18 protein-coding genes and 1 pseudogene are annotated in these 22,171 nt (G+C 74.0%); 4 read left to right on the forward strand and 15 right to left on the reverse strand.

Annotation, left to right across the window (positions count from 1 at the left end; all coding sequences use genetic code 11):
- Positions 1-128 precede the first annotated feature (128 nt).
- Both ACIGG8_RS21225 and ACIGG8_RS21230 read right to left on the reverse strand, forming a co-directional pair.
- The gene (locus tag ACIGG8_RS21225; RefSeq protein ID WP_350519615.1) at positions 129-1,361 is read right to left on the reverse strand and encodes a M64 family metallopeptidase; all 1,233 of its coding nucleotides are present in this window, start codon (positions 1,359-1,361) and stop codon (positions 129-131) included.
- A gap of 313 nt (positions 1,362-1,674) precedes the next feature.
- Positions 1,675-2,898: a benzoate/H(+) symporter BenE family transporter gene (locus ACIGG8_RS21230; protein ID WP_396549801.1), complete on the reverse strand. Its 1,224-nt coding sequence runs from the start codon at positions 2,896-2,898 to the stop codon at positions 1,675-1,677.
- A gap of 206 nt (positions 2,899-3,104) precedes the next feature.
- On the opposite strand from ACIGG8_RS21230, the gene ACIGG8_RS21235 reads away from it, so the two are divergent.
- Positions 3,105-4,058, forward strand: coding sequence for an LPXTG cell wall anchor domain-containing protein (locus ACIGG8_RS21235; protein WP_396549803.1), 954 nt, complete (start codon positions 3,105-3,107; stop codon positions 4,056-4,058).
- 92 nt (positions 4,059-4,150) lie between these two features.
- On the opposite strand, the gene ACIGG8_RS21240 is transcribed toward ACIGG8_RS21235, so the two are convergent.
- Genes ACIGG8_RS21240 through pdhA form a run of 3 tightly spaced genes read right to left on the reverse strand, consistent with a single transcriptional unit; the run spans position 4,151 to position 7,725 of the window.
- Positions 4,151-5,581, reverse strand: a complete 1,431-nt coding sequence (locus ACIGG8_RS21240; protein WP_396549805.1) for a dihydrolipoamide acetyltransferase family protein — start codon at positions 5,579-5,581, stop codon at positions 4,151-4,153.
- A 15-nt stretch (positions 5,582-5,596) separates the two neighbouring features.
- Complete coding sequence (locus ACIGG8_RS21245) at positions 5,597-6,571, reverse strand: alpha-ketoacid dehydrogenase subunit beta (protein ID WP_396549807.1); 975 nt, start codon at positions 6,569-6,571, stop codon at positions 5,597-5,599.
- A complete protein-coding gene (gene pdhA / locus ACIGG8_RS21250; protein ID WP_396549808.1) occupies positions 6,571-7,725 on the reverse strand; it encodes a pyruvate dehydrogenase (acetyl-transferring) E1 component subunit alpha in 1,155 nt (384 codons plus the stop codon). The genes ACIGG8_RS21245 and pdhA overlap by 1 nt, the downstream gene beginning before the upstream one ends.
- Before the next feature lie 425 nt (positions 7,726-8,150).
- Here pdhA and ACIGG8_RS21255 point away from each other — a divergent pair, with 425 nt between their 5' ends.
- Both ACIGG8_RS21255 and ACIGG8_RS21260 read left to right on the forward strand, forming a co-directional pair.
- Positions 8,151-8,810, forward strand: coding sequence for a response regulator transcription factor (locus tag ACIGG8_RS21255; RefSeq protein WP_350525949.1), 660 nt, complete (start codon positions 8,151-8,153; stop codon positions 8,808-8,810).
- 125 nt (positions 8,811-8,935) lie between these two features.
- Positions 8,936-9,976 (forward strand): phosphotransferase, encoded by a 1,041-nt coding sequence (locus ACIGG8_RS21260; RefSeq protein ID WP_396549912.1) that lies wholly within the window; start codon positions 8,936-8,938, stop codon positions 9,974-9,976.
- 5 nt (positions 9,977-9,981) lie between these two features.
- Here ACIGG8_RS21260 and ACIGG8_RS21265 read toward each other — a convergent pair whose 3' ends face one another.
- From ACIGG8_RS21265 to ACIGG8_RS21310, 10 genes and pseudogenes are all read right to left on the reverse strand, one after another.
- Complete coding sequence (locus tag ACIGG8_RS21265; protein ID WP_396549810.1) at positions 9,982-11,718, reverse strand: protein kinase; 1,737 nt, start codon at positions 11,716-11,718, stop codon at positions 9,982-9,984.
- A gap of 111 nt (positions 11,719-11,829) precedes the next feature.
- Positions 11,830-13,260 (reverse strand): protein kinase, encoded by a 1,431-nt coding sequence (locus ACIGG8_RS21270; RefSeq protein WP_350525946.1) that lies wholly within the window; start codon positions 13,258-13,260, stop codon positions 11,830-11,832.
- Between the two features lie 311 nt (positions 13,261-13,571).
- Positions 13,572-14,180, reverse strand: coding sequence for a bacterial proteasome activator family protein (locus tag ACIGG8_RS21275; protein WP_396549813.1), 609 nt, complete (start codon positions 14,178-14,180; stop codon positions 13,572-13,574).
- A 328-nt stretch (positions 14,181-14,508) separates the two neighbouring features.
- Positions 14,509-15,084 (reverse strand): hypothetical protein, encoded by a 576-nt coding sequence (locus ACIGG8_RS21280; protein WP_396549814.1) that lies wholly within the window; start codon positions 15,082-15,084, stop codon positions 14,509-14,511.
- Positions 15,085-15,500: 416 nt separating this feature from the next.
- Positions 15,501-16,478, reverse strand: coding sequence for an NAD(P)H-quinone oxidoreductase (locus tag ACIGG8_RS21285; protein ID WP_396549815.1), 978 nt, complete (start codon positions 16,476-16,478; stop codon positions 15,501-15,503).
- Positions 16,479-16,599: 121 nt separating this feature from the next.
- The gene (locus ACIGG8_RS21290; protein ID WP_396549817.1) at positions 16,600-17,646 is read right to left on the reverse strand and encodes a potassium channel family protein; all 1,047 of its coding nucleotides are present in this window, start codon (positions 17,644-17,646) and stop codon (positions 16,600-16,602) included.
- Positions 17,647-17,668: 22 nt separating this feature from the next.
- Positions 17,669-18,877, reverse strand: a complete 1,209-nt coding sequence (locus tag ACIGG8_RS21295; RefSeq protein ID WP_396549914.1) for a molybdopterin molybdotransferase MoeA — start codon at positions 18,875-18,877, stop codon at positions 17,669-17,671.
- Positions 18,874-19,816: pseudogene (locus ACIGG8_RS21300) on the reverse strand (NTP transferase domain-containing protein). The gene ACIGG8_RS21295 and the pseudogene ACIGG8_RS21300 overlap by 4 nt, the downstream one beginning before the upstream one ends.
- A gap of 31 nt (positions 19,817-19,847) precedes the next feature.
- Positions 19,848-20,789, reverse strand: a complete 942-nt coding sequence (locus ACIGG8_RS21305; protein ID WP_396549819.1) for an MBL fold metallo-hydrolase — start codon at positions 20,787-20,789, stop codon at positions 19,848-19,850.
- Positions 20,790-20,899: 110 nt separating this feature from the next.
- On the reverse strand, positions 20,900-21,553 hold the full coding sequence (locus ACIGG8_RS21310) for an FMN-dependent NADH-azoreductase (RefSeq protein ID WP_396549821.1): 654 nt from the start codon (positions 21,551-21,553) through the stop codon (positions 20,900-20,902).
- Between the two features lie 106 nt (positions 21,554-21,659).
- Between ACIGG8_RS21310 and ACIGG8_RS21315 the strand changes: the two genes are divergently transcribed.
- Positions 21,660-22,070: a winged helix-turn-helix transcriptional regulator gene (locus ACIGG8_RS21315; protein WP_396549823.1), complete on the forward strand. Its 411-nt coding sequence runs from the start codon at positions 21,660-21,662 to the stop codon at positions 22,068-22,070.
- Positions 22,071-22,171 lie beyond the last annotated feature (101 nt).

Below are 22,171 nucleotides of genomic sequence, written 5' to 3' on the forward strand. Positions count from 1 at the left end.
CCCCCGGGCCGGTGGATCCGCCGGTGCGCTCCCCGGCGACATCCGGCCCCGGCGAGCCCCGACAGCCCCCGACACAGCCCCCGCCGGACTCAGCGAGCCTCCGACAGCCCCGACAACTCCCGCCGGCCTCAACCGGTCAGCGTCCAGGACACCGACCGGGTCATGAAGCGGTCCCGGAAGGCCTCGTCGCGCACCCAGTCCGTGGTGTCCCGGACGGTCGCCGTCACGGTGGCCGTCCGGCCCGGGGCCAGGTCCAGCCGGGCGGTGTCCAGCCAGGAGGCGTCCGCGGACTGCGGTGCCACCGGGACCCCGTCCACCTTCCACTCCACCTTCAGCTGGCGGGCCCCGTTCAGCGGCAGCGGTCGGACGTCGAGCCGGGGCCGCCCGGTCACCTCGCCGGGCGCGGGCAGCGGGGCGTCGGTCGGCCGGACCTTGCGGTAGAGCTCCTCGATGATCGCCTCGCGCGAGGGCAGGTTGTACGCGCTGCCCAGGGTGCGCATGACCGAGTCCGGGGTCGGCCGGTAGAGGCCGTTGCCGCTGCGGTACGCGCCGACGACCCCGGCACCGTCCGGGGACGCGGCGCCCAGCCAGCGCCACCACTTGGTCTGCTTCTTGCGCATGTCGTCGGCGTTGAGGGTGGAGAGGTTCGGGTAGTCGGCGTCGTCGGGGGCGCTGTCGTACTCGTCGCCGAGGTCCCCGACGGTGTGCCCGATCTCGTGCTGGATGATCCGCCCGGCGTCCTGGCTGCCGCCGGCCAGGGTGGTCACCCCGGTGCCGCCGGCGCCGCCGTACTCGGTGGAGTTGGCCAGCGCGATCAGGTACTGCGGCCCGCTGCCGTCCCCCGCGTACCGGGCGGTGGCGGCCTCGTCGGCGCAGAGCAGCCGGGCGGTACCCTCGCACCAGAAGTGCATGCCGAGCGGGGTGGCCGGGTTGCGGCCGCGGCTCTCGGTCTCGGCTATCCCGGACACCGGGGAGACCACGTCGACCCGTCGTACGTTGAAGAAGCCCTGGTAGGTGCGGAAGGGCTCGATGTCCATCAGGGCGTGCCAGGCCTTGTCGGCCTGCTGCCGGAACAGGTCCTGTTCGCCCGCCGTGTAGCCGTCCCCGAGCAGGACCAGCGTGATCCGGTTGGCCGGGTCGCCGGTCCGACGTATGTCGACCGTCGGGGCGGCCCCGGCTATTCGCTGGTCGGCGCGGAGCGCGGTGTGCGGCGGCACCGCACGGTCGGCCGGGGCGCCGGGCCCGATCACGCCGAACGGCGAGGGACCGACCAGTTCCAGGGCGGCGGGCAGCAGGGCGGTGGACACCAGCACGAGGGCGGCCAGACTCCGGACGAGACGGCCAGGGTTGCCAGGCGGCATACGGGTGCGTCCTCGGGGCTCCGGTCACCCGGTGTCGCCCGGGTGGTGGAGCGGAGACGTACCCGGACCGGCGTGTCGCCCCCACCGGCGGGCGCAAATGTCACCGACCTGGCCGAACGATCCGCATTCTCCCTGCCGTGAGGACCATGCAGGTCATATGGGTCATACCAACCACACCCCTGCCCAGACCGTCCCCGCCCAGGCCTTCCAGCACCCCCGCCCAGGCGCCCTCCCACCCCCTGCCCAGGCGCCCTCCCGCCCCCTGCCCAGCCGCCCTCCCACCCCCTGCCCAGCCGCCCTCCCGCAGCCCCGGTCAGGTCTTCCGGAGGCCCAGCACCAGATGGGTGCCCAGCCCGAAGAGCAGCCCCCAGAACGCCGAGCCGATCCCGAACAGGCTCATCCCCGAGGCACTCGCCAGGAAGGTCACCACCGCCGCGTCCCGCCCGCGCTCCTCCGCGACCGCCGCCGCCAGGCTGCCCTGCAGCGAGGCCAGCAGCGCGACCCCGGCGATCACCGCGATCAGTTCCTTCGGCAGCCCGGTGAACAGGCTGACCAGCACCCCGCCGAAGCTGCCCACCAGCACGTACAGCGCGCCCGAGGACATGCCCGCGACGTACCGGCGGCGCGGGTCCGGATGGGCCTCCGGGCCCGAGCAGATCGCCGCCGTGATCGCCGCCAGGTTCACCCCGGGCGAGCCGAACGGGGCCATCAGCATCGACACCGCACCGGTCGAGCCGATCAGCAGCCGGTCATCCGCCCGGTAGCCGAAGGCCCGCATCACGCCGAGGCCCGGGGCGTTCTGCGAGGCCAGCGTGACGCTCGTGAGCGGCAATGCGAGCCCCACCAGCGCCGACCAGGAGAACGCCGGCACCGTCAGCACCGGCACGGTCGGCCCGCCCGAGCCCGGGTGCAGCGGCAGTCCGACGGTCAGCGCCGCCAGCACCCCGCCGACCAGCAGCGCGACCGGTACGGCGTACCGCGGCGCGAACCGCTTGGCCAGCAGGAAGGCCGCGAAGCTGCCCACCACCAGGACCGGCGCGTTGTGCACCGCGCCGAAGATCCCGGCACCGAAGGAGAACAGGATGCCCGCGAGCATCGCGTTCACGATCCCGACCGGCACCGCCGCGATCAGCCGGCCGAACCAGCCGGTCACCCCGAACAGGGTCACCACCACCGCGCTCACCAGGAACGCCCCGACCGCCTCCCGGTAGGGGTAGTCGCCCAGGCTGGTCACCAGCAGCGCGGCCCCCGGCGTGGACCAGGCGGTGATCACCGGCGTCCGGGTCCACCAGCTCAGCGCGAAGCCGCTCACCCCGCTGCCGATCGCCACCGCCCAGATCCAGGAGGCGGTGTGCGCCGTGTCCAGCCGTCCGGCCGCGGCCGCCGCGAGCACCACCACCAGCGGCCCCGAGAAGGACACCGCGACGCACACCAGCCCGGCCAGCAGTGCCGGCCCCGACGCGTCCCGCCGCAGCGACCGACGTTCCCCGCTCCCGACCGGCGTCGTTTCCGGTCGGATCGTCAGCTCATCCGTCATCCCGGCAGTATCCCGGAGACCTGACGAAGGCTCCCGAAAAAGTTTTTGGATCGACCTGCAACCTCTGCCGGGGATGCGCGTCTATACGGATGAAGGCACGGAGAGCGAGACCGGCAGAGCCGGGGGGCGCTTCCGCTCAGGAGGAGCGGGGCCGGTCGTCTTCACCCACACACACCGTCAGTCACATGACCCTGGGGAGTCACGTCATGCGCACGTCCGTTATCACCCGTTTTGCGAAGAACGACCGCGCCCTCTCCGGCCGCCGCCGCATCGCCGTCCTGGCCGCCACCACCGTCCTCGCCGGCGGCATCCAGTTCCTCGCCACCGACAGCGCCTGGGCCTGCGGCGACGAGACCGGCGACACCACCGCCGTCACTGCTCCGGCCGCCGACCCGGCCAAGCACGACGGCACCTACCAGTCCGGCTTCCACATGACCCCGGACGGCCAGACCATCACCGCGGGCGGCCCCAAGGTCGAGATCGGCGTCGGCGTCACCAACTTCACCGGCGCCCTGTACCGGAACGTCTCCGCGAACCTCTGGCTGTTCAACCCGAAGGGCAGCACCAACCTCCAGGACTTCACGGTCGAGGTCGCCACCGCCGGCGGCTGGAAGCCCGTCGCCCTGCGCCACGGCTGCGACCCCTCGCTCTTCACCGTCGCCTCCCCCGCCACCACCACCCCGCGCCTGGAGAACGGCCGGGCCGCCAACTTCACGTTCCGCGTGGGCCTCTCCGCGAAGGCGCCGAAGGACGTGACCGAGATCCAGGTCGGCACGGGGGCCCAGGCTCCCGGCTTCCCGGATGTGACGGGCGAGATCCACACCTACCACGTGGCTCGAACCGCCACCCCCGCGCAGCCGACCACCCCGGCCAAGCCCGCGCCCACCAAGCCCGCCGCGCCGGCCAAGGAGACCAAGAAGGCCGAGCCCGCCGCCGACAAGACCCCCGTCAAGGCCGCCGAGCCCACCACGGCGCCCGCCGCCACCCCGTCCGCCGCTCCCACCGCCGCACCGGCCACCACCGCGCCCGCCGGCACCCCGGAGCTCGCGCAGACCGGCGCCTCCTCCACCAACACCTTCCTCGCCGTCTCCTCCGCCGTACTCCTCGCCCTCGGTGCCGGCGTCCTGATCGCCGTCCGCCGACTCCGTCCCCAGCACTAGTCGACGGCCGGTCACGACGAAGGGGCCCTTCCCCGCACGGAGGTGCGGGGAAGGGCCCCTTCTGTGGTTCCGGTGACCGGTCCGGTGACCGGTCAGCCCCAGGTGATCAGGCGCTTCGGGTACTCCAGCAGGGCGGCCACGTCGGCCAGCACCTTGGAGCCCAACTCCCCGTCCACCAGGCGGTGGTCGAAGGAGAGCGCCAGCGTGGTCACCTGACGCGGGACCACCTTGCCCTTGTGCACCCACGGCATTTCCCGGACCGCGCCGAAGGCGAGGATGGCCGCCTCACCCGGGTTGAGGATCGGGGTGCCGGTGTCGACGCCGAAGACGCCGACGTTGGTGATGGTGACCGTCCCGCCCTGCATGTCGGCCGGCGAGGTCTTGCCCTGGCGGGCGGTCTCGACCAGCTCGCCGAGCGCGACGGCCAGCCCCGAGAGGGTCCTGGACCCGGCGTCCTTGATGTTCGGGACGATCAGGCCGCGCGGGGTGGCCGCGGCGATGCCGAGGTTCACCTGGCCCTTGATGACGATCTCCTGGGCCGCCTCGTCCCACTGGGCATTGATCTCGGGGTGCCGCTTGATCGCGGTGAGCAGCGCCTTGGCGACCAGCAGCAGCGGGCTGACCCGGACGTCCCGGCCCAGCTCGCCGCTCTCCTTGAGCCGGCGGACGAACTTCATCGTGCGGGTCACGTCGACCTGGACGAACTCGGTGACGTGCGGGGCGGTGAAGGCCGAGGCCACCATCGCCTGCGCGGTCGCCTTGCGGACGCCCTTGATCGGCACCCGGACGTCGCCCGCGGTGGGGACGAGCGCCGGCGCCGCGACCGGCTCGACCACGGCGGTCTCGACCGCAGGAGCGGCTGGAGCGACCGGGGCGACCGGCTCGGCCGGAGCGGCCTGGGCCGCCGCGTACGCGTGCACGTCCTCGCGGGTGATCACGCCGTCCCGGCCGGTCGGGGTGACGCCCCGCAGGTCGACACCCAGGTCCTTGGCCAGCTTGCGCACCGGCGGCTTCGCCAACGGCCGCTCCCCGGCGGGCACTTCGGCGACCGGCGCCGGAGCCACCGGGGCGGGCGCGGCCGGAGCCGGAGCCGGCTTGGTCGCGGTGACCGTGGTGGTGGTCGTCCGGCGGGCCCGGCGCTGGGCGGTGCCGGTGCGCGGGCCGTAGCCGACCAGCACCTCGCGGCGCTCCGGCTCGGCCTCCTCGGCGGGAGCCGGGGCCGCCGGAGCCGCGGCGGGGGCGGCCGGGGCCTCGGCTCCCGCCTCCCCGGCGACCGCGACCGAGATGATCACGGTGCCGACGTCGACCGTCGTCCCCTCGGGGAAGTGCAGCGCTTCGACCACCCCGTTGAACGGGATGGGCAGCTCCACGGCCGCCTTGGCGGTCTCCACCTCGCAGACGACCTGCCCGTCGGTGACGGTGTCACCGGGCTTGACGTACCAGCTGAGGATCTCGGCCTCGGTGAGGCCCTCGCCCACGTCGGGCATCTTGAACTCGCGGAGCGAGCGAACTTCGGTGGTCATCTTCGCTCCCCTGGATCAGTACGCGAGCGCGCGGTCGACGGCGTCGAGCACGCGGTCCAGGTCGGGGAGGAAGGCCTCCTCGACCCGGGACGGCGGGTACGGCGCGTAGTAGCCGCCGACCCGCAGGACCGGTGCCTCCAGGTGGTAGAAGCACTTCTCCGTGAGCCGGGCGGCCAGTTCGGCGCCCATGCCCAGGAAGACCGGTGCCTCGTGCACCACGACGGCCCGACCGGTGCGCTTGACCGACTCCTCCAGGGTGGTGAAGTCCACCGGGGAGAGCGAGCGCATGTCGACGACCTCCAGGCGGCGGCCGTCCTCCTCGGCGGCCGCGGCGGCCTCCAGGCAGACCTTGACCATGGGGCCGTACGCGATCAGCGTCGCGTCGGTGCCGGGGCGGACGATCCGGGCGTCGTGCAGACCCAGGTCGGCGGCGTCGCCGACCTCGCCCTTGTCCCAGTAGCGGCGCTTGGGCTCCAGGAAGATGACCGGGTCGTCCGACTCGATGGCCTGGCGCAGCATCCAGTGCGCGTCGTGCGCGTTGGAGGGGGTGACCACGCGCAGACCGGCGGTGTGCGCGAAGTACGCCTCGTGCGACTCGCTGTGGTGCTCGACCGCGCCGATTCCACCCGCGTAGGGGATGCGGATGGTGACCGGCATCTTGACGTGTCCGAGCGCGCGGGCGTGCATCTTCGCCAGCTGGGAGACGATCTGGTCGAAGGCCGGGTAGACGAAGCCGTCGAACTGGATCTCCACCACCGGGCGGTAGCCGCGCAGTGCCAGGCCGATCGCGGTGCCGACGATGCCGGACTCGGCGAGCGGGGAGTCGATCACCCGGCCCTCGCCGAAGTCCTTCTGCAGGCCGTCGGTGATCCGGAAGACGCCACCGAGCTTGCCGATGTCCTCGCCCATGAGGAGGGTCTTCGGGTCGTTCTCCAGCGACTTGCGCAGCGCCTCGTTCAGCGCCTTGGCGATGCTCAGCTGACCGGCCATCAGAGGTTCTCCCCCGCCTCGAAGGAGGCCGCGTACTCGACGTACTCGGCCCGTTCCTCATCGACCAGCGCGTGCGGCTCGCTGTACACGTGGTCGAAGATCAGGGTCGGGTCCGGGTCCGGCATGCTGCGCACGCCCTCGCGCACCCGCAGCCCCAGCTTCTCGCTCTCGGCGTCGACCGCGGCGAAGAACTCGTCGTCGGCCAGGCCCTCCTTCTCCAGGTGGGCGCGGAGCCGGGTGATCGGGTCCTTGGCCTTCCAGGCCTCGGTCTCCTCGGCGTGCCGGTAGCGGGTGGGGTCGTCGGAGGTGGTGTGGGCACCCATGCGGTAGGTGAACGCCTCGATCAGCACCGGGCCGTTGCCGCTGCGGGCGTGGTCGAGCGCCCAGCGGGTGACCGCGAGGCAGGCCAGCACGTCGTTGCCGTCGACGCGCACGCCGGGGAAGCCGAAGCCGGAGGCGCGGCGGTACAGCGGGATCTTGGTCTGGGTGGTGGTGGGCTCGGAGATCGCCCACTGGTTGTTCTGGCAGAAGAAGACCACCGGAGCGTTGTAGACCGAGGCGAAGGTGAAGGCCTCGTTGACGTCGCCCTGGCTGGAGGCACCGTCGCCGAAGTACGCGATGACCGCGTCGTCGGCGCCGTCCTTGGTGATGCCCATCGCGTAACCGGTGGCGTGCAGGGTCTGCGAGCCGATCACGATGGTGTACAGGTGGAAGTTCTTCTCGTTCGGGTCCCAGCCGCCGTGGTTCACGCCGCGGAACATGCCGAGCAGGTTCAGCGGGTCGACGTCGCGGCACCAGGCCACGCCGTGCTCGCGGTAGGTGGGGAAGGCGTAGTCGCCGGTGCGCATGGCGCGGCCGGAGCCGACCTGGGCGGCCTCCTGGCCGAGCAGCGAGGCCCACAGGCCCAGCTCGCCCTGGCGCTGCAGCGCGGTGGCCTCGCCGTCGAACCGGCGCACCAGCACCAGGTCGCGGTAGAGGGAGCGCAGCTCCTCCGGAGTGGTGGTGAGGGGGTAGTCCGGGTGCTCGACCCGCTCGCCTTCCGGCGTGAGCAGCTGGACGAGCTCCGGCTCGGCGTCCTTACCCGTGGCGCGGAGGGTGTCAGGGACAGCGGGGGCCGCCTTCTTGCGGGTCCTCGCCGTGCTTTTGACGGTCACGTTCACTCCTCGGTCTGTCCGGCCGCCCGGGGTCGCCGGTGACCGGTCCGGTCACCGCCCCGCGGGGCGCGCGTGGGTGTGCGCACCTACTGCGGGGCAGGTGGTGATCCTGTTCCGACGGCGTCCCTCACGAGAACGTTACCCAGCGTCCGCCCTTGGCGCGCTTGCGCTAGGACGTCCTACTTGTTCAGGGCCACAACCCCGAGGGTGCCGCGCTCGGACCGCCGTCGGAAGGGTGGGGGTGACGGGCGACGTGACGCAGCTCTCAATTCGAGCGCCTTCAGGACACCAGCGCACGTTATCCGGGCGGACGCCCGTACGTAAGGGGGTTCTCGGTATCGGTTTCGGATGTCTCTGGCCGGATCACGTCTTTACGGCGATGTGAGCGATAGGTCTTTCGTACGGTGTTATGGGAGGCTTTGGACGTGACTGATAACGGACAAATCAGGGTATTCCTGCTCGACGACCACGAGGTCGTCCGGCGGGGCGTGCACGATCTGCTCTCGGTCGAGGACGACATCGAGGTGGTCGGCGAGGCCGGCACGGCCGCCGAGGCACTGACCCGGATCCCCGCGGTCCACCCCGACGTCGCGGTGCTCGACGTCCGGCTGCCCGACGGCAACGGGGTCGAGGTCTGCCGCGAGGTCCGGTCCCTGCTGCCGGACATCAAGTGCCTGATGCTGACCTCGTTCTCGGACGACGAGGCGCTGTTCGACTCGATCATGGCGGGCGCCTCCGGCTACGTCCTGAAGGCGATCCGCGGCACCGACCTGATCACCGCCGTCCGGGACGTCGCGGCGGGCCGCTCGCTGCTCGACCCGGTCGCCACCAGCCGGGTGCTCGCCCGGCTGCGCGACGGCGGCGGAAAGGAGGACGAGCGGCTGTCCCAACTCACCAAGCAGGAGCGGCGGATCCTCGATCTGATCGGCGAGGGGATGACGAATCGTCAGATCGGCAACGAGTTGCACCTGGCCGAGAAGACGGTGAAGAACTACGTCTCCAGTCTGCTCGCCAAGATGGGCATGGAGCGACGCACCCAAGCGGCCGCCTTCGTGGCGCGGCACCAGGCCGACCACCAGTACTGACCTTAGGGCTGCACACAACTGACGATCTGTCAAGGGCCCCCGCGAGGGGGCCATACCCTCTGGCTGTGACTTTCAGCCAGACCCTCGCCTGCGCCCCGGCCCGCCCCGATCTCTCCGCACCGCCGATGGGGACCCTCAGCCCGCCCGTCCCGCACACCGCGCTCGTCGAGGTCCTGGCCCGCTACCGGGTGGGGCGCCCACTGACCGCCGAACCGGTCGCCGAAGGCCTGCTGAACCGGGGGTACCGGGTCACCACCGAGGCCGGCCACTACTTCCTGAAGTGCTACGTCGACACCGCCACCGCCAGCCGACCGAAGATCCTCGCCCACCACCGCGCGATGGCCGCGCTGAACACCCTCGGGCTGCCCGTCGCACCCCCGCTGGCCTGCGCCGAACGCTCGGGCACGGTGGCCGGCCAGGGCGGCCGGATGTTCGCGCTGTTCCCGTGGACCGATGGCCGACACCGGCACGGTACCGAGCTCGGTCTCCCGCAGTGCGAGGCGCTCGGAGCGCTGCTCGGCCGGCTGCACGGCGCGCTCGACGACGTCTGCGCCCCCTTCGAACAGCCCGCCGGCTACCGCAGCGCCGACCCGGCCGACAGCGCCGGGCTGGCCCGTGACCTGCGGCACCGCGCCCGCGAGCACCGCCCGCACGGGGACCTGGACGCACTGGTCGAGCAACGGCTCACGGAACGGCTGGAACTGCTCGCCGAGCACGCCCACCGCCGCCCCGCCCCGCAGGCCGCGCCACCCACCGGCTGGACCCACGGCGACTTCCACGGCCTCAACCTGCTGTACGGCGACGACCCGGCGGGCGGCCGGGTGGCCGCCGTCCTGGACTGGGACAAGCTCGGCACCCAGCCGCGCGCCGAGGAGGCCGTCCGGGCCGCCACCCTGCTGTTCAACGACCGCGTGTCCGGCGCCCTCGACCTGGTCCGGGTCCGCCGCTACTCACAGGCCTACCGGGCCTCCGGCGCCGCCACCGCCGAGCACCTGGCCGCCGCCGCCCACCGGGTGTGGTGGGAGCGGCTGAACGACTTCTGGATGCTGCAGTGGCGGTACCAGCGGGCCGACCACCGGGCCGACCCGCTCTACCCCGCCTCGGCAGGCCAACTGGCGTGGTGGTGCCAGGAGTACGAGCAGGTCCTGGACGCCTTCGCCAACTGACCGGGTCAGCCCCCGGCCGGCAGCGTCCCCGTCGGCTTCGGGTCCGGCTTCGGCGGCGGGTTGGTGGGCGTGCCACCGCCGCCCCCGCCCGAGGTCGGCGTCGACCCGCCCGTCGACCCGCCGGTCGGGGTCGCGGAGGCGCTGCTCGTCGCCGTGTGGGTGGAGGTCCCCGTCGGCGTCGGGGTCGGGGTGTGCTTGCCCGTGCTCGGCGACGGCGACATGTTGTTGCCGCTGTTGTTGCCGGTGTTGTTGCTGTTGTTGTTGCCGGTGTCGGTCGGCTGCTGCGGCTTCTTGCTGCCGGACACCGACGCCGGCGGACTCGGCAGACCGCTCTGGGTCGGCGTGGTCGGCTCGGACGTGCTGACCACCGGCGCCGGCGGCGTGGGCACCCCGGGGTCCTTGGTGACGTGGTCGGTGCCGCTGAGCGCGAACGCGATCCCGGCACCGGCCGCGACCAGTACGGCGACGCCGCCCGCCACCCAGGCCCACGGCCCGCGCCGCCGGCGGTGCCCGTCGTCGTCCCCGCCGTCGTCCCCACCGCCGCCGTACGGGCCGCCGTGCCCCGAGTAGGGGGTGAAGGGGGTCTGCGAGTCGCTCTGGTACGGCAGTGCGGAGGTCTTGTCACCGGGGCGGACGACGCCGAAGGCCGCGGTGGCCGCCGTCTGGTCCGGCCGGAGCACCTGGGTCGCACCGGTGTCGCCCGTACCCCCCGGCACGCCGACCCAGCCGGCCCCGGCCGCGCCGTGCATCTCGCGCAGCGCGTGCTGCACGTGGGCGCGGAACTCGTCGGCGTCCTGGAAGCGGTCGTCCGGGTTCTTGGCGAGCGAGCGCAGCACCAGCGGGTCGAGGCCGACCGGCACCCGGCCGTTGGCCTGCGAGGGCGGCACCGGCGGGTCCTGGACGTGCTGGTAGACCACCGAGAGCGGGGTGTCGCCGGTGAACGGCGGGCGCAGCGTGAGCAGTTCGTACAGCATGCAGCCGGCCGCGTACAGGTCGGACCGGTGGTCGACCGGCTTGCCCAGCGCCTGCTCGGGCGAGAGGTACTGCGGGGTGCCCATGACCATGCCGGTCTGGGTCATCGTGGTGGCCCCGCCGGTCAGCGCCCGGGCGATGCCGAAGTCCATCACCTTGACCGCGCCGGTGGTGGTGATGATCACGTTGGCGGGCTTGATGTCCCGGTGGACGATGCCGTTCCGGTGGCTGTAGGCGAGCGCCTCCAGCACCCCGGCGATGATGATCAGCGCCTGGTCGACGGGCGGCGCGTCCTCGTCCGCCAGCAGCTCCCGGACGGTCCGGCCCTCGACCAGCTCCATCACGATGTACGGCGTGGACTCGTCCCCGACGTACTCCTCGCCGGTGTCGTAGACCGAGACGATCGAGTGGTGGTTGAGCGCCGCGACGGCGTGTGCCTCGCGGGTGAAGCGGATCCGGGCGACGTCGTCCTGGGCCAGCTCTCCGCGCAGCAGCTTGACGGCGACGGTGCGGCCCAGCCGCACGTCCTCGGCGGCGAACACCTCGGCCATGCCGCCGCGGCCCAGCCGGTGGGTCAGCCGGTAGCGGCCGTCACCGACGGTGCCCAGCGGCACGGCGGACCCGCGACCGGGGGTGTGCGGCCCGCCGGCGAAGGGCGGCAGCGCCGAGGTCGGGGCTTCGCTGCCCGGCTCGGGGATCCTCGGCGTCCCGCCGGTCCGGCCGACCGCTCGGGCACCAGCGTCGTCGTCCGGATGCTGCGTCTGTGCCATCGCTCCTCGCCCCGGGCGTTCGCTCGGATCGCGGTGCCCTGTCGCTTACGTATCCCCGAACGCTACCGCTTCCGGCGCGCGCCCCGGCACCCGCCAACCGGTCGGAAACCGTCAGAGCCGGCCATTCCGGTCGGCCGCGAGGTCGACCACCAGCACGTTCGCGGGGCGGGCCGAGTGGCTGAACTTGCCGTTGGTCTTCTTGTCGGCGTTGTTGACCACGATCGCGATGATGATGCCGGCCAGCACGAGCACGCCGATGATGATCCCGACCACGACCACGACCGTCGAACAGCCGCCACCGCCGGGCGCCTTCGGCTGCTGGTACGGCGGCATCGGCTGCGGCGGCGGGGTGTGCGCCTGCTGCGGGAAGGGGTGCGGCGTGTGCGGCGCCTGCGGACGCGGCGCCTGGTAGGCCGGCGGCGGCGTCTGGTACTGCGGCGCCTGGGGCTGCGGGAAGGGGTGCGGCGTGTGCGGCGCCTGCGGGCGCGGCGCCTGGTAGGCCGGCGGCGGCGTCTGGTACTGCGGCGCCTGCGGACCGCCCTGCTGGAGGTACTGCGGCTGCGGCGTGTGCGGGGCCTGCGGGGCGGCGTGCACCGAGCGCGGGCCCTCGTTGATCACCAGCGGGGTGCTGGCCTGCAGCGGGTGCCCGCTGCCGCCGCCCTTCGCGGCCGCGATCAGCCGCTCCGCCTCGTCGCGCATCGCCGCCGCGCTCTGGAACCGGTGCGCCGGGTCCTTGCGCAGCGCCTGGGCGACGAAGGCGTCCACCTCGGGGGTGACCGACCGGTTGAGGGTGGAGGGGGCCGGCGGCTCCTCCTGGACGTGCTTGTAGGCGATCGAGAACGCCGAGTCACCGTCGAAGACCAGCTGGCCGGTGAGCATCTCGAAGAGCATCACGCCGACCGAGTACAGGTCGGAGCGGGCGTCGACCGGCTTGCCGAGCGCCTGCTCGGGCGAGAGGTACTGCGGGGTGCCGACCACCATGCCGGTCTGGGTCATCGACGTGACGCCGGACTCCAGCGCCCGGGCGATGCCGAAGTCCATGACCTTGACGTTGCCCTTGCGGTCGAACATGACGTTGCCGGGCTTGATGTCGCGGTGCACGAGGGACATGTCGTGCGAGGCCTCCAGCGCGTTCAGCACGCCGACGATGACCTTCAGGGCCTCCTCGGTCGGCATCGCGCCGTACTGGGCGACCGCCTCGTTGATCGCCTCGCGCAGGCCCTTGCCGTCGACCAGCTGCATGACGATGTACGGCGTGCTGGAGCCGTCCGGGGCGACGTCCTCGCCGCTGTCGTACACCGTGACGATGTTCGGGTGCTCCAGCCGGGCCACGGCCTGGGCCTCGCGGCGGAACCGCTCCTTGAACGAGTCGTCCCGGCCGAGCTCGCTGTGCATGCTCTTCAGCGCGACCTGCCGGTCCAGCACGCTGTCGTAGGCGAGGTGCACGGACGCCATGCCGCCCTCGCCCAGCAGCCGCTGCAGCACATAACGGCCGTTGCCCAGGGAGAAGCCCTCGACCGCCGCGTTGCCGTGCTCGCTCATGGTCCTCTGCTCCCCCTCGGCGCGGCCGTACTGCCGCAACCGTGACGTTCGGTCTCGTCCGTGCTGGTGGGCCCGGCCCGCTGGCCTGGCGGACCCCTGTCGCGGCGGCTCGACCGGCCTGCGACAGGGGTCAGGGTATCGGCTCGCGCCGACGGTGACCGGCCCCGGGGCCGGTCCTGGCCCCGGGCCGCCGGCGCCGGATCCCGGCGGCGACGGCCCGGGGCGGATCGTCGTGGTACGTCCGGTCCGGCGGACCGTCCCGGCCCACCGGCGGACGCCGGCTCCGGGCGCGGGCTACGACGGGTGCCGGGCTAGAGGTACGGACCGGAGCGGATGCCGCGGCCCTGACCCGGGTCGTCCTCGTCCGGGTCCCCGCCCTGCAGTCCCGGCGGCAGCGCCCGCCGCATCTGCTCCAGCTGGGCCCGCGCCGCCATCTGCTGGGCGAACAGCGCGGTCTGGATGCCGTGGAACAGGCCCTCCAGCCAGCCGACCAGCTGGGCCTGGGCGATCCGCAGCTCGGCCTCGGTCGGGATGGTCTCCTCGGTGAACGGCAGCGACAGCCGCTCCAGTTCGGCCACCAGCTCCGGGGCGAGACCGAGTTCGAGCTCCTTGATCGAGCTCGCGTGGATGTCCTTCAGCCGGACCCGGCTCGCCTCGTCGAGGGGAGCCGCCCGGACCTCCTCCAGCAACTGCTTGATCATGCTGCCGATGCGCATGACCTTGGCGGGCTGCTCGACCATCTCGGTCACCGGGAGCTCACGCGGCATGTCGTCGTCCCCGTCCCCCGCCGGGCTGGTGAACCCCTGGCCCACGGGCAACCCGTCCGGTCCGACGATCAGCACCTTCTGGCCGTCCTGCGGCTGCCCGCCGGCGGCCTGGTAGGGCTCCTGCGACGAGCGCTCGTTCATCGGATTCGTCATGAACAACATTCTCTCTCACTGGGGTTGGTCGGGCGGAAGCCCCCGCTCGTCCCGCCGTCCTGCGACACCCGTGACGACGGTACGCCCCCGCCCGCCGCGCGGGAATCCGTACGGCTACTCAGATCCCGCACCCCACAGGCCGACCGACCGCCGACGCTCCCGCCGCACGGAACCCGCACCGAACCTCCACCCCCACCCGCACCGGACGCCGGGCACGTCGATCCCGCCCGTACCCACCCGGCCACGACGGGTGACACCCGCCCGCCCCCACCGCCCGCCGCGCGGCTCCCGACTCCCGGCTCCCGACTCCCGGCTCCCGACGGCGGGCTCAGCCCTTCCGCAGTTTCACGCCGATCAGCCCCAGGCCGCAGCCGATCAGCCCGAGGCCGACGCCGAGCGGGAGCTGGGTCGTGGAGGCGTCCTGCCAGCGGGCGGGGAGGACGACCGGGATGGTGACGGCCGCGACGGGTCGGCCGGGGGCGGCCGTGACGGCGTCCGGTGCGACGGCGTCACCGGCGGCCGCCGGGTCCGAGCCGTCCGGATCGGCCTCCGCGCTCTGGTCCTGGGCCTGGTCGGGAGCCTGTGAGCCGGCCTGGCCGGGAGCCTGCGCGCCGGCCTGATCGGCGGCCTGGCCGGGGGCCCGGTCGGGAGCCCGGCCGGTCGCCTGGTCCGGCGCCCGGTCCGGCGCCTGGTCCGGCGCCTGGTCCACGGTGGCGTCCGGACGCTCCGGCAGCGACGCCGGTCGGTGCCGGTGGAGCCGGGCGAGCTCGTCACCCTGGTACGGGCGGGGTGCCGGGTGCTGCGGCGGCACGGCGGCCGGCTTGTGCGCGGTCGGGGCGACCGCCGGTTCCTCGGAGTCCACCTCCGCCCCCGCCCCCGCCTCGCCCGGATCGCTGCCCGGCATCGGCGCGGGAGAAGCGGGAGAAGCGGGAGACGCTGGAGAAGCCGGAGAAGCCGGAGAGGGGGACGGAAGCGGCGAGACCCCCGCCGAGGGCGACGGCATCCCCACCGCCCCCGTCGCGGCGGCCAGCGGGAGGGCGAGCCCCAGCACGGCCGCCGCGAACAGCCGCTGGGCGCGGGCCGGGCACGGCAGGCGACGGGTACGGAGGATGCGACGGGTACGACGGTGGTGCGGCGCCACGGGCAGCGGCCCGAGGAACGCGTGCGGAGATGCGGCCACGGTCGGAGTCCTTCCGACGGCCGACCGCGCCCGGGGGCGGGGTCGGCGGCGGGACAGCTCCGGACCAGCCTCGCACGATCCGACAATCCGGGCATTTCGGGCGGCGGTCGGCGCCGACCGCCGCACCCCCCGCCGCCGCCTCAGGCCCGCAGCACGACCTTCCCGACCTGCTCCCCGGCCTCCAGCACCCGGTGCCCCTCGCCCGCGTCGGTCAGCGGCAGCACCCGGTCCACCACCGGCTTCACCACCCCGGCCTCGACCAGCGGCCACACGTGCTCCCGCACCGCCGCCACGATCGCCGCCTTCTCCGCCAGCGGCCGCCCGCGCAGGTTGGTGGCGATCACCGCCCCCCGCTTGCGCAGCAGCGCGTTGAGGTCCAGCTCGCCCTTCACCCCGCCCTGCAGCCCGATGATCACCAGCCGCCCGTTCACCGCCAGCGCGTCCACGTTCCGCTGCAGGTACTTGGCGCCCATGATGTCCAGGATCACGTCCGCGCCGGCCCCGCCGGTGGCCTCCCGGAGCACCTCGACGAAGTCCTGCTCGCGGTAGTCGATGACGATGTCCGCGCCCAGCTCGGTGCACCGGGCCAGCTTCGCCGCGCTGCCCGCGGTGACGGCCACCCGGGCGCCGACCGCCTTGGCCAGCTGGATCGCCATGGTCCCGATGCCGCTCGCACCGCCGTGCAGCAGCACGGTCTCGCCGGGCCGCAGGTGCGCGGTGAGGAAGACGTTGGACCACACCGTGCAGGCGACCTCCGGAAGCGCCGCGGCCTGCTCCGCGCTCAGCCCGGCGGGCATCGGCAGCAGCTGCCCGCTCGGCACCGCGACCCGCTGCGCGTAGCCGCCGCCGGACAGCAGCGCACACACCTCGTCGCCGACCGCCCAGCCGGCGACGCCCGGCCCGAGCGCGACGATCCGCCCGGCGCACTCCAGCCCCGGGTACGGCGAGGCGCCGGGCGGCGGGTTGTAGTGGCCCTGCCGCTGGAGCAGGTCGGCACGGTTGACGGCGGTGGCCGCCACCTCGACCAGGACCTCGCCCTCACCGGGCACCGGATCGGGCACCTCGGCCCACACCAGTGCCTCGGGGCCGCCGGGTACGGGAATCGTCATCGCATGCATGCCCCGAACCTACTGCGCGTCAGGGCGGTTCACCGGCCAGGGCGGTCCGCTGGGCGGGGCCCGCGCCGTCCGGCCGACGCCGCGAGCGCCTTCGGCGCCGCACCGGCCCGTCGACGCCGCGTCAGCCGTTCGACCTGATCACGATCACCCGGTCGGTGAGCTGCAGCACGGCGGCCTCCGGCTCGTTGAAGTTGATCACCCGCCGACCGCGGACCACCGCGACCACCAGGTCGGCGCACTCCCGCGGGCCGTGCCCGGCCTCGGCCCGGGTGACCGGGCGCTCCACCACGTCCAGCCCGGTGCCGTACGTCAGCAGGTCCTCCATCACCGCTCCGGCGCGCGGGCTGAGCATCGACAGCCCGAGCAGCCGCCCGGCCGAACTGGAGCTGGTGACCACGACGTCGGCGCCGCTCTGCCGCAGCAGCGGGGCGTTCTCGTCCTCCCGCACGGCGGCGACCACGGTGGCGCCCTTGTTCAACTGTCGCGCCGTCAGCGTGATCAGCACGGCGGTGTCGTCCCGTTCCGGCGCGACCACCACCCGGGCCGCGGTGGGCAGGGCGGCCCGCACCAGGGTGTCGGTGCGGGTGGCGTCGCCGACCACTCCGACCAGACCGTGCTGCGCGGCCTGGTCGACCACCTTGCGCTGCGGGTCGACGACGACGATCTCCTCCTTCTTCACCCCCTGCCCCAGCAGGGTGTCGACGGCGCTGCGGCCCTTCGTCCCGTACCCGATGACGACGGTGTGCTCGCGCACGGTGGACCTCCAGCGGTTCAACCGCCATTGCTGGCGGGTGCGTTCGGTGAGCACCTCCAGCGTGGTGCCGACCAGGATGATCAGGAACAGCACGCGCAGCGGGGTGATCACGAAGATGTTGGTGAGCCGGGCGCTGTCGCTGTACGGGGTGATGTCGCCGTACCCGGTGGTGGAGAGCGTCACGGTGGCGTAGTACGCCGCGTCGAGGAAGCTGACCCCGCCGCTGGCGTTGTCGTTGTAGCCGGCCCCGTCGGCATAGACGAGCAGTGTGGTGACGACCAGCACCGCGAGCGCCAGCAGCAGCCGCGAGCCCACCTGCCGCAGGGCGGGCGCGGCCCGGCGGGCGGGCAGCACGATCCCGGCGTCCGCCCAGGGCTCGGCCCCCGCCTCCCGGACGCGTCGCGGCCGGCTCATCCGCCCGACCGGCTTCGCCGGCTCACGGGACCTCCAGCAGTTCGACCGTCTCCCCCACCGCCGCCCCGCCGGGCGGGACCACGGCCAGCGCCTCGGCCCGGGCCAGACCGCGCAGCATCGCGGGCCCGTCGAAGGCGAGCGGGACGACGCCCTCGGCCGTGCGCCGGACGGGCTGCAGCCGGGTGTCCGCCGGGTGCCCGGGCAGTACGGCCGCGGCGGGTGCGAGGGCGGGGGCGCCGACCGCCCGTCCGCTGCGGGCGTGCAGCAGGGGCAGGGCGAGCGTGACCATCCCGGCGACGGCGGCCAGCGGGTTGCCGGGCAGGCCGACCAGGTGGCGTCCGCCGGGCAGCTCGGCCAGCAGCATGGGGTGCCCGGGCCGGACGGCGACGCCGTCGACCAGCAGGCGGGCGCCGGCCTCGGCGAGCGCCCGGTGCAGGAAGTCGACCGGGCCGGCGGCCGTCCCGCCGGTGGTGACCACGACGTCGGCGGTGGAGTGCCGCAGCGCGTCCCGGAGCAGCCCGAAGTCGTCGCGCACGCGGCGCACTTCGGCGACCTCGGCGCCGGCGGCCCGTAGCCAGGGCGGCAGCAGCGGCCCGAGCGCGTCCCGGACCAGGCCCGGCCCAGGGATCCCGGAGGCGAGCAACTCGTCGCCGAGGACGAGCAGTTGGACGACCGGTCGGCGGCGCACGACCAACCGGTCGTGGCCGCAGGCGGCGGCCAGGCCGAGCACGGCCGGCCCGACCGGGGTGCCTTCCGGCAGCAGTTCCTCGCCCCGGCGGCACTCCTGGCCGCGCGGCCGGACGTCCTGCCCGGTGGTCAACTGCCGGGGGCCGCAGTCGCGCAGCAGCGCGCCCTCCGTCCGCCCGTGCTCACGGCGCAGGACGGCGGTGGCGCCGGCCGGCAGTCGGGCGCCGGTGGCGATCTCCACGGCGGTGCCGTCGGCCAGCGGCGCCGGCTCGGCCGGTCCGGCCAGCACCCGGCCGGCGACCCGCCACGGGCCGGGCCCGGCGACCGCCCAGCCGTCCATCGCGGAGGTGTCGAAGGCGGGCAGGTCTGTCAGCGCGCCGAGCGGCTCGGCGAGGGTGTGGCCGAGCGCCTCGGCCAGCGGCAGCCCGGTCCCGGGCAGCGGGCGCAGCCCGGCCCGGCGCGCGGTCTCGCGGGCGCGGGACCAGCCGGGTACGGCGGGGTCGGCGGACGGGGCGGCCACGGTGGTCTGCCCGACCGCACTCACTGCTCGCCCGGCCGGTCGGCGGCGACCCACGCCTCGGCGAGCTCCTCGGTCCGCCGGGCGGCCTCGGCGACGGCCTCCGGCCCGCCGCCCCGCTGTGCGGCCGCGTAGCCGACCAGGAAGGCGGTCAGCGGCGCGGCCGGCCGGGCCACCCCGTGCGCGACCACCCGGGCCGTGTCGAGCAGACCTCGGACGTCGACGTCCAGGTCGATGCCCAGGTCGGCCTTGACCTCGGCGATCCAGTCATCCAGCGTGCGCTCCATGCGCCCATGCTGCCTGATCGGCGGTTTCCCGGAGGTGTTCGCCCCGTGTGCGGGGCGCGTCGTTTCCCTCACAGTCCGGCGGCCCGCGTCGTGAGGTTCAGCTCCGGTCCCGCTCGCGGGCCTGCTCCAGGTCCTCCCAGGTGTCGCAGTCGTACGCGACGTCGTCGACGTCGGCGACCCTCAGCCGGGCCAGCCCGCCGACCAGGCGGCGCAGCGGTCGGCCCGCCGGGTCACCGAGGGCGGCCAGCGCGGCGCGCAGCGGGGCGGTGCGGTAGGCGGCGGCGAGCGGCTGGTCGCGGCCGCCCGCGTCGACCAGCACGGCGGCGTCCACGGTGGGCCCGGCCCCGTCCAGGGCCTCGGCCAGCCGGTGCACGGTCCGCCGGTCCAGGAACGGCAGGTCGGCGGCGAGCAGCAGCACCGTGTCCGCGGTGACCAGGTCGAGACCGGCCGCGACGGCGGCGACCGGCCCGCCGCCGGGCGGCTGTTCCCTGGTCCAGCGGACGCCGGTGCGCACGGTCGGCCGGGCGGGGCCGACCACGACGGTGGTGCGGGCGTCCGCGCAGGCGGCGAGCACCCGGTCGAGCAGGGTGGTCTCGCCGACCGTCAGGCCGGGCTTGTCGGCCCCGCCGAGGCGCCGCGCGGCCCCGCCCGCCGGAACGATCACGTCGTACGGCGTCATGCGGCCAGTATCTGCCCCGCCGCGGCGGGACCTACTCGTCCTGGTCGTCCTCGACGATCTCCGCGTCGATGATCCCGTCCTCCTCCGCCGCCCGGGCGGTGTTGGCCGCCGCGCCCAGTTCCAGGATGGCCGGCAGCGTCAGTTCGCCGTACCGCCGGTTCATCGCGGTCACCAGCGCCTCCGGGTCGTGCGGGTGCTCGGCCAGCCGGCGGTCGAAGTCCTTCAGGTACTCGCCGGTGAAGGCGAGCACCCGGGCCGCGTCGTCGCCCTGGTCGGGGGCGCGGTGCCCGGCGATCACCCGGTCCGCGCCGAGGTCGGCGATCCGGCCGAGGTTGTGCCCCCAGGTGGTGCGCTGGGCCGGGGTGGTGTCGGCGGTCCAGACGTGGGTGCCGTTGTAGACGAAGTCCCCGGCGATCACGGTCCGGATGCTCGGCACGTGGACGACGGTGGAGTCCGCGCAGTCGCCCTGGCCGAGCAGCAGGACGGGGATCACCTGGCGGTCCAGCATGAGCGGCTGCGGCAGCAGCGGGGCGGGGATCAGCGGGTGGTCGGGGATGTCGTCGCCGTACACCGGCTTCCACTGCGCGACCTTGGCGGCGGCGGTGGTCCGGATGCCCTCGACCACCGCGGGCGCGGCCAGCAGTTGCGCGTCGGGGAAGAGCTTCAGCACCTCCTCGGCACCGAAGTAGTGGTCGGGGTGCCGGTGGGTGACGACGATGGCGAGCAGCCGGCGGCCCTTGCCCGCGACCCACTCGGCCAGTTCCCGCCCGGCGCTGCGGGTGAGCTGGGCGTCGACCAGGATCGCGGTCCGCTCGCCGAGGATCAGGGTGGAGGTGGCGAAGAAGGCCGACTCGGGCCCGGTGAAGACGGCGACCTCCAGCGGCCGGGCGGAGCGCTCGGCCTCCGGGGGCGCGGCGGATGAGGCGCCCGCACGCTCCGCGCCGGCGCTCTCCTCGGGCGGGGACGACGTCACGGGCTTGCTCCCTCTGGTCGGCGGACGGTCTTCCTGCGCCCTACAGCATGGGAGTACCGGTGCCCGAATGCGCGGGAGGCGCGCCCGGCGGGGCACGCCTCCGGCTCACGTCACGGTCGCACCGCGGCCCGGGCGGCGAGTTCCTTGCCCCGCAGGGCGGCCTGCTCCAGGGCCCGGGCCTTGGACTCGGCGGCGTTCGGGATGAACTCGGCCAACGCCGGGACGACGGGCGCCATGGTGAACTCCGGGACGATGAAGTCGACCTCCAGCCCGAGCCCGTCGGCCAGGACCTTCTCCAGGTAGGTGGTGACGAACTCGAACGGCTCGCGCGGGGCGCCGGGCGCGTACGAGCCGCCGCGGGAGGCGACGACGGTGACCGGGGTGCCCTTGGCGGAGGGCGCCTCGCCGGCGGTGCGGCCCATCAGGACCACCTGGTCCAGCCAGGCCTTGAGGGTCGACGGGATCGTGAAGTTGTACATCGGGCTGCCGATCAGGACGGCGTCGGCCCCCTCCAGCTCCGCCATCAGCTCCTCGCGCAGCGCGAAGGCGGCGGCCTGCTCGGCGCTGTGGGTCTCGGCCGGGGCGAATCCGGCGGTGATGCCGTGCGCGTCCAGGTGCGGGACGGGGGCGGCGGCGAGGTCCCGGTAGATCACCGTGCCCTCGGGGTGCTCGGCCTCCCAGGCGGCCCGGAACGCGGCGGTGACCTCGCGGGAGACGGAGCCGTCGGTGATCGCGGAGGAGTCGATGTGCAGGAGCGTGGGCATGGCAGGGCCTCCAGAGAATAAGTAGCTGCTGATTTCGCTGTAGCTGTAAGTACGGTAGCAGCTTACTTTTCTGCAGTCACTAGTGCCGGTCGAGTACCCTGGATCCATGGCCCAGCACGAGGTAGTGACCGACGGAGCCCCGACCGCCCTCGACGCGTGCGACGCCGCCGCCCGGGGCGCCTGCCAGAACGTCGACCTGGCCCTCGGCCGGGTGTTCACCCTGCTCGGCAAGCGCTGGACCGGCATGCTCCTGGGCGTGCTCAACAACAGCGGCCAGGCCTACTTCTCCGAGCTGCGCCGCGCCGTCCCGGGCATCAGCGAGCGGATGCTCTCCGACCGGCTGACGGAGCTGGCCGAAGCCGGGCTGGTGGTCCGCGAGGTGGACCCCGGCCCGCCGCTGCGGGTCAGCTACCGGCTCACCGAGGGCGGCATCGCGCTCAAGCCCGCGCTGAACGAACTGGCCGTCTGGGCCGACCGCTACCTGCCGGAGAGCGCGCTCAAGAACGGCGGCTGCTGACCCCGGAGGGCCCGCCGGCGCCACCGCGCGCCGCGCCCTGCCCTCGCGCTCGCATGCGCCCGCGCACTCGCCCGCGCCCGGACATGCGGAAGGGCCCGGAC

This window comes from Kitasatospora sp. NPDC085464 (genome assembly GCF_044541955.1).
In the GTDB taxonomy this organism is placed as follows: Bacteria; Actinomycetota; Actinomycetes; order Streptomycetales; family Streptomycetaceae; genus Kitasatospora.

What these genes read in the sequence shown, in the direction of transcription:
- ACIGG8_RS21225 (WP_350519615.1), bottom strand. Translation starts at nt 1,361, where the DNA reads ATGCCGCCTGGCAACCCTGGCCGTCTCGTCCGGAGTCTGGCCGCCCTC.
- ACIGG8_RS21230 (WP_396549801.1), bottom strand. Translation starts at nt 2,898, where the DNA reads ATGACGGATGAGCTGACGATCCGACCGGAAACGACGCCGGTCGGGAGC.
- ACIGG8_RS21235 (WP_396549803.1), top strand. Translation starts at nt 3,105, where the DNA reads ATGCGCACGTCCGTTATCACCCGTTTTGCGAAGAACGACCGCGCCCTC.
- ACIGG8_RS21240 (WP_396549805.1), bottom strand. Translation starts at nt 5,581, where the DNA reads ATGACCACCGAAGTTCGCTCGCTCCGCGAGTTCAAGATGCCCGACGTG.
- ACIGG8_RS21245 (WP_396549807.1), bottom strand. Translation starts at nt 6,571, where the DNA reads ATGGCCGGTCAGCTGAGCATCGCCAAGGCGCTGAACGAGGCGCTGCGC.
- ACIGG8_RS21260 (WP_396549912.1), top strand. Translation starts at nt 8,936, where the DNA reads ATGGGGACCCTCAGCCCGCCCGTCCCGCACACCGCGCTCGTCGAGGTC.
- ACIGG8_RS21265 (WP_396549810.1), bottom strand. Translation starts at nt 11,718, where the DNA reads ATGGCACAGACGCAGCATCCGGACGACGACGCTGGTGCCCGAGCGGTC.
- ACIGG8_RS21270 (WP_350525946.1), bottom strand. Translation starts at nt 13,260, where the DNA reads ATGAGCGAGCACGGCAACGCGGCGGTCGAGGGCTTCTCCCTGGGCAAC.
- ACIGG8_RS21275 (WP_396549813.1), bottom strand. Translation starts at nt 14,180, where the DNA reads ATGACGAATCCGATGAACGAGCGCTCGTCGCAGGAGCCCTACCAGGCC.
- ACIGG8_RS21280 (WP_396549814.1), bottom strand. Translation starts at nt 15,084, where the DNA reads ATGCCGGGCAGCGATCCGGGCGAGGCGGGGGCGGGGGCGGAGGTGGAC.
- ACIGG8_RS21285 (WP_396549815.1), bottom strand. Translation starts at nt 16,478, where the DNA reads ATGCATGCGATGACGATTCCCGTACCCGGCGGCCCCGAGGCACTGGTG.
- ACIGG8_RS21290 (WP_396549817.1), bottom strand. Translation starts at nt 17,646, where the DNA reads ATGAGCCGGCCGCGACGCGTCCGGGAGGCGGGGGCCGAGCCCTGGGCG.
- ACIGG8_RS21310 (WP_396549821.1), bottom strand. Translation starts at nt 21,553, where the DNA reads ATGCCCACGCTCCTGCACATCGACTCCTCCGCGATCACCGACGGCTCC.
- ACIGG8_RS21315 (WP_396549823.1), top strand. Translation starts at nt 21,660, where the DNA reads ATGGCCCAGCACGAGGTAGTGACCGACGGAGCCCCGACCGCCCTCGAC.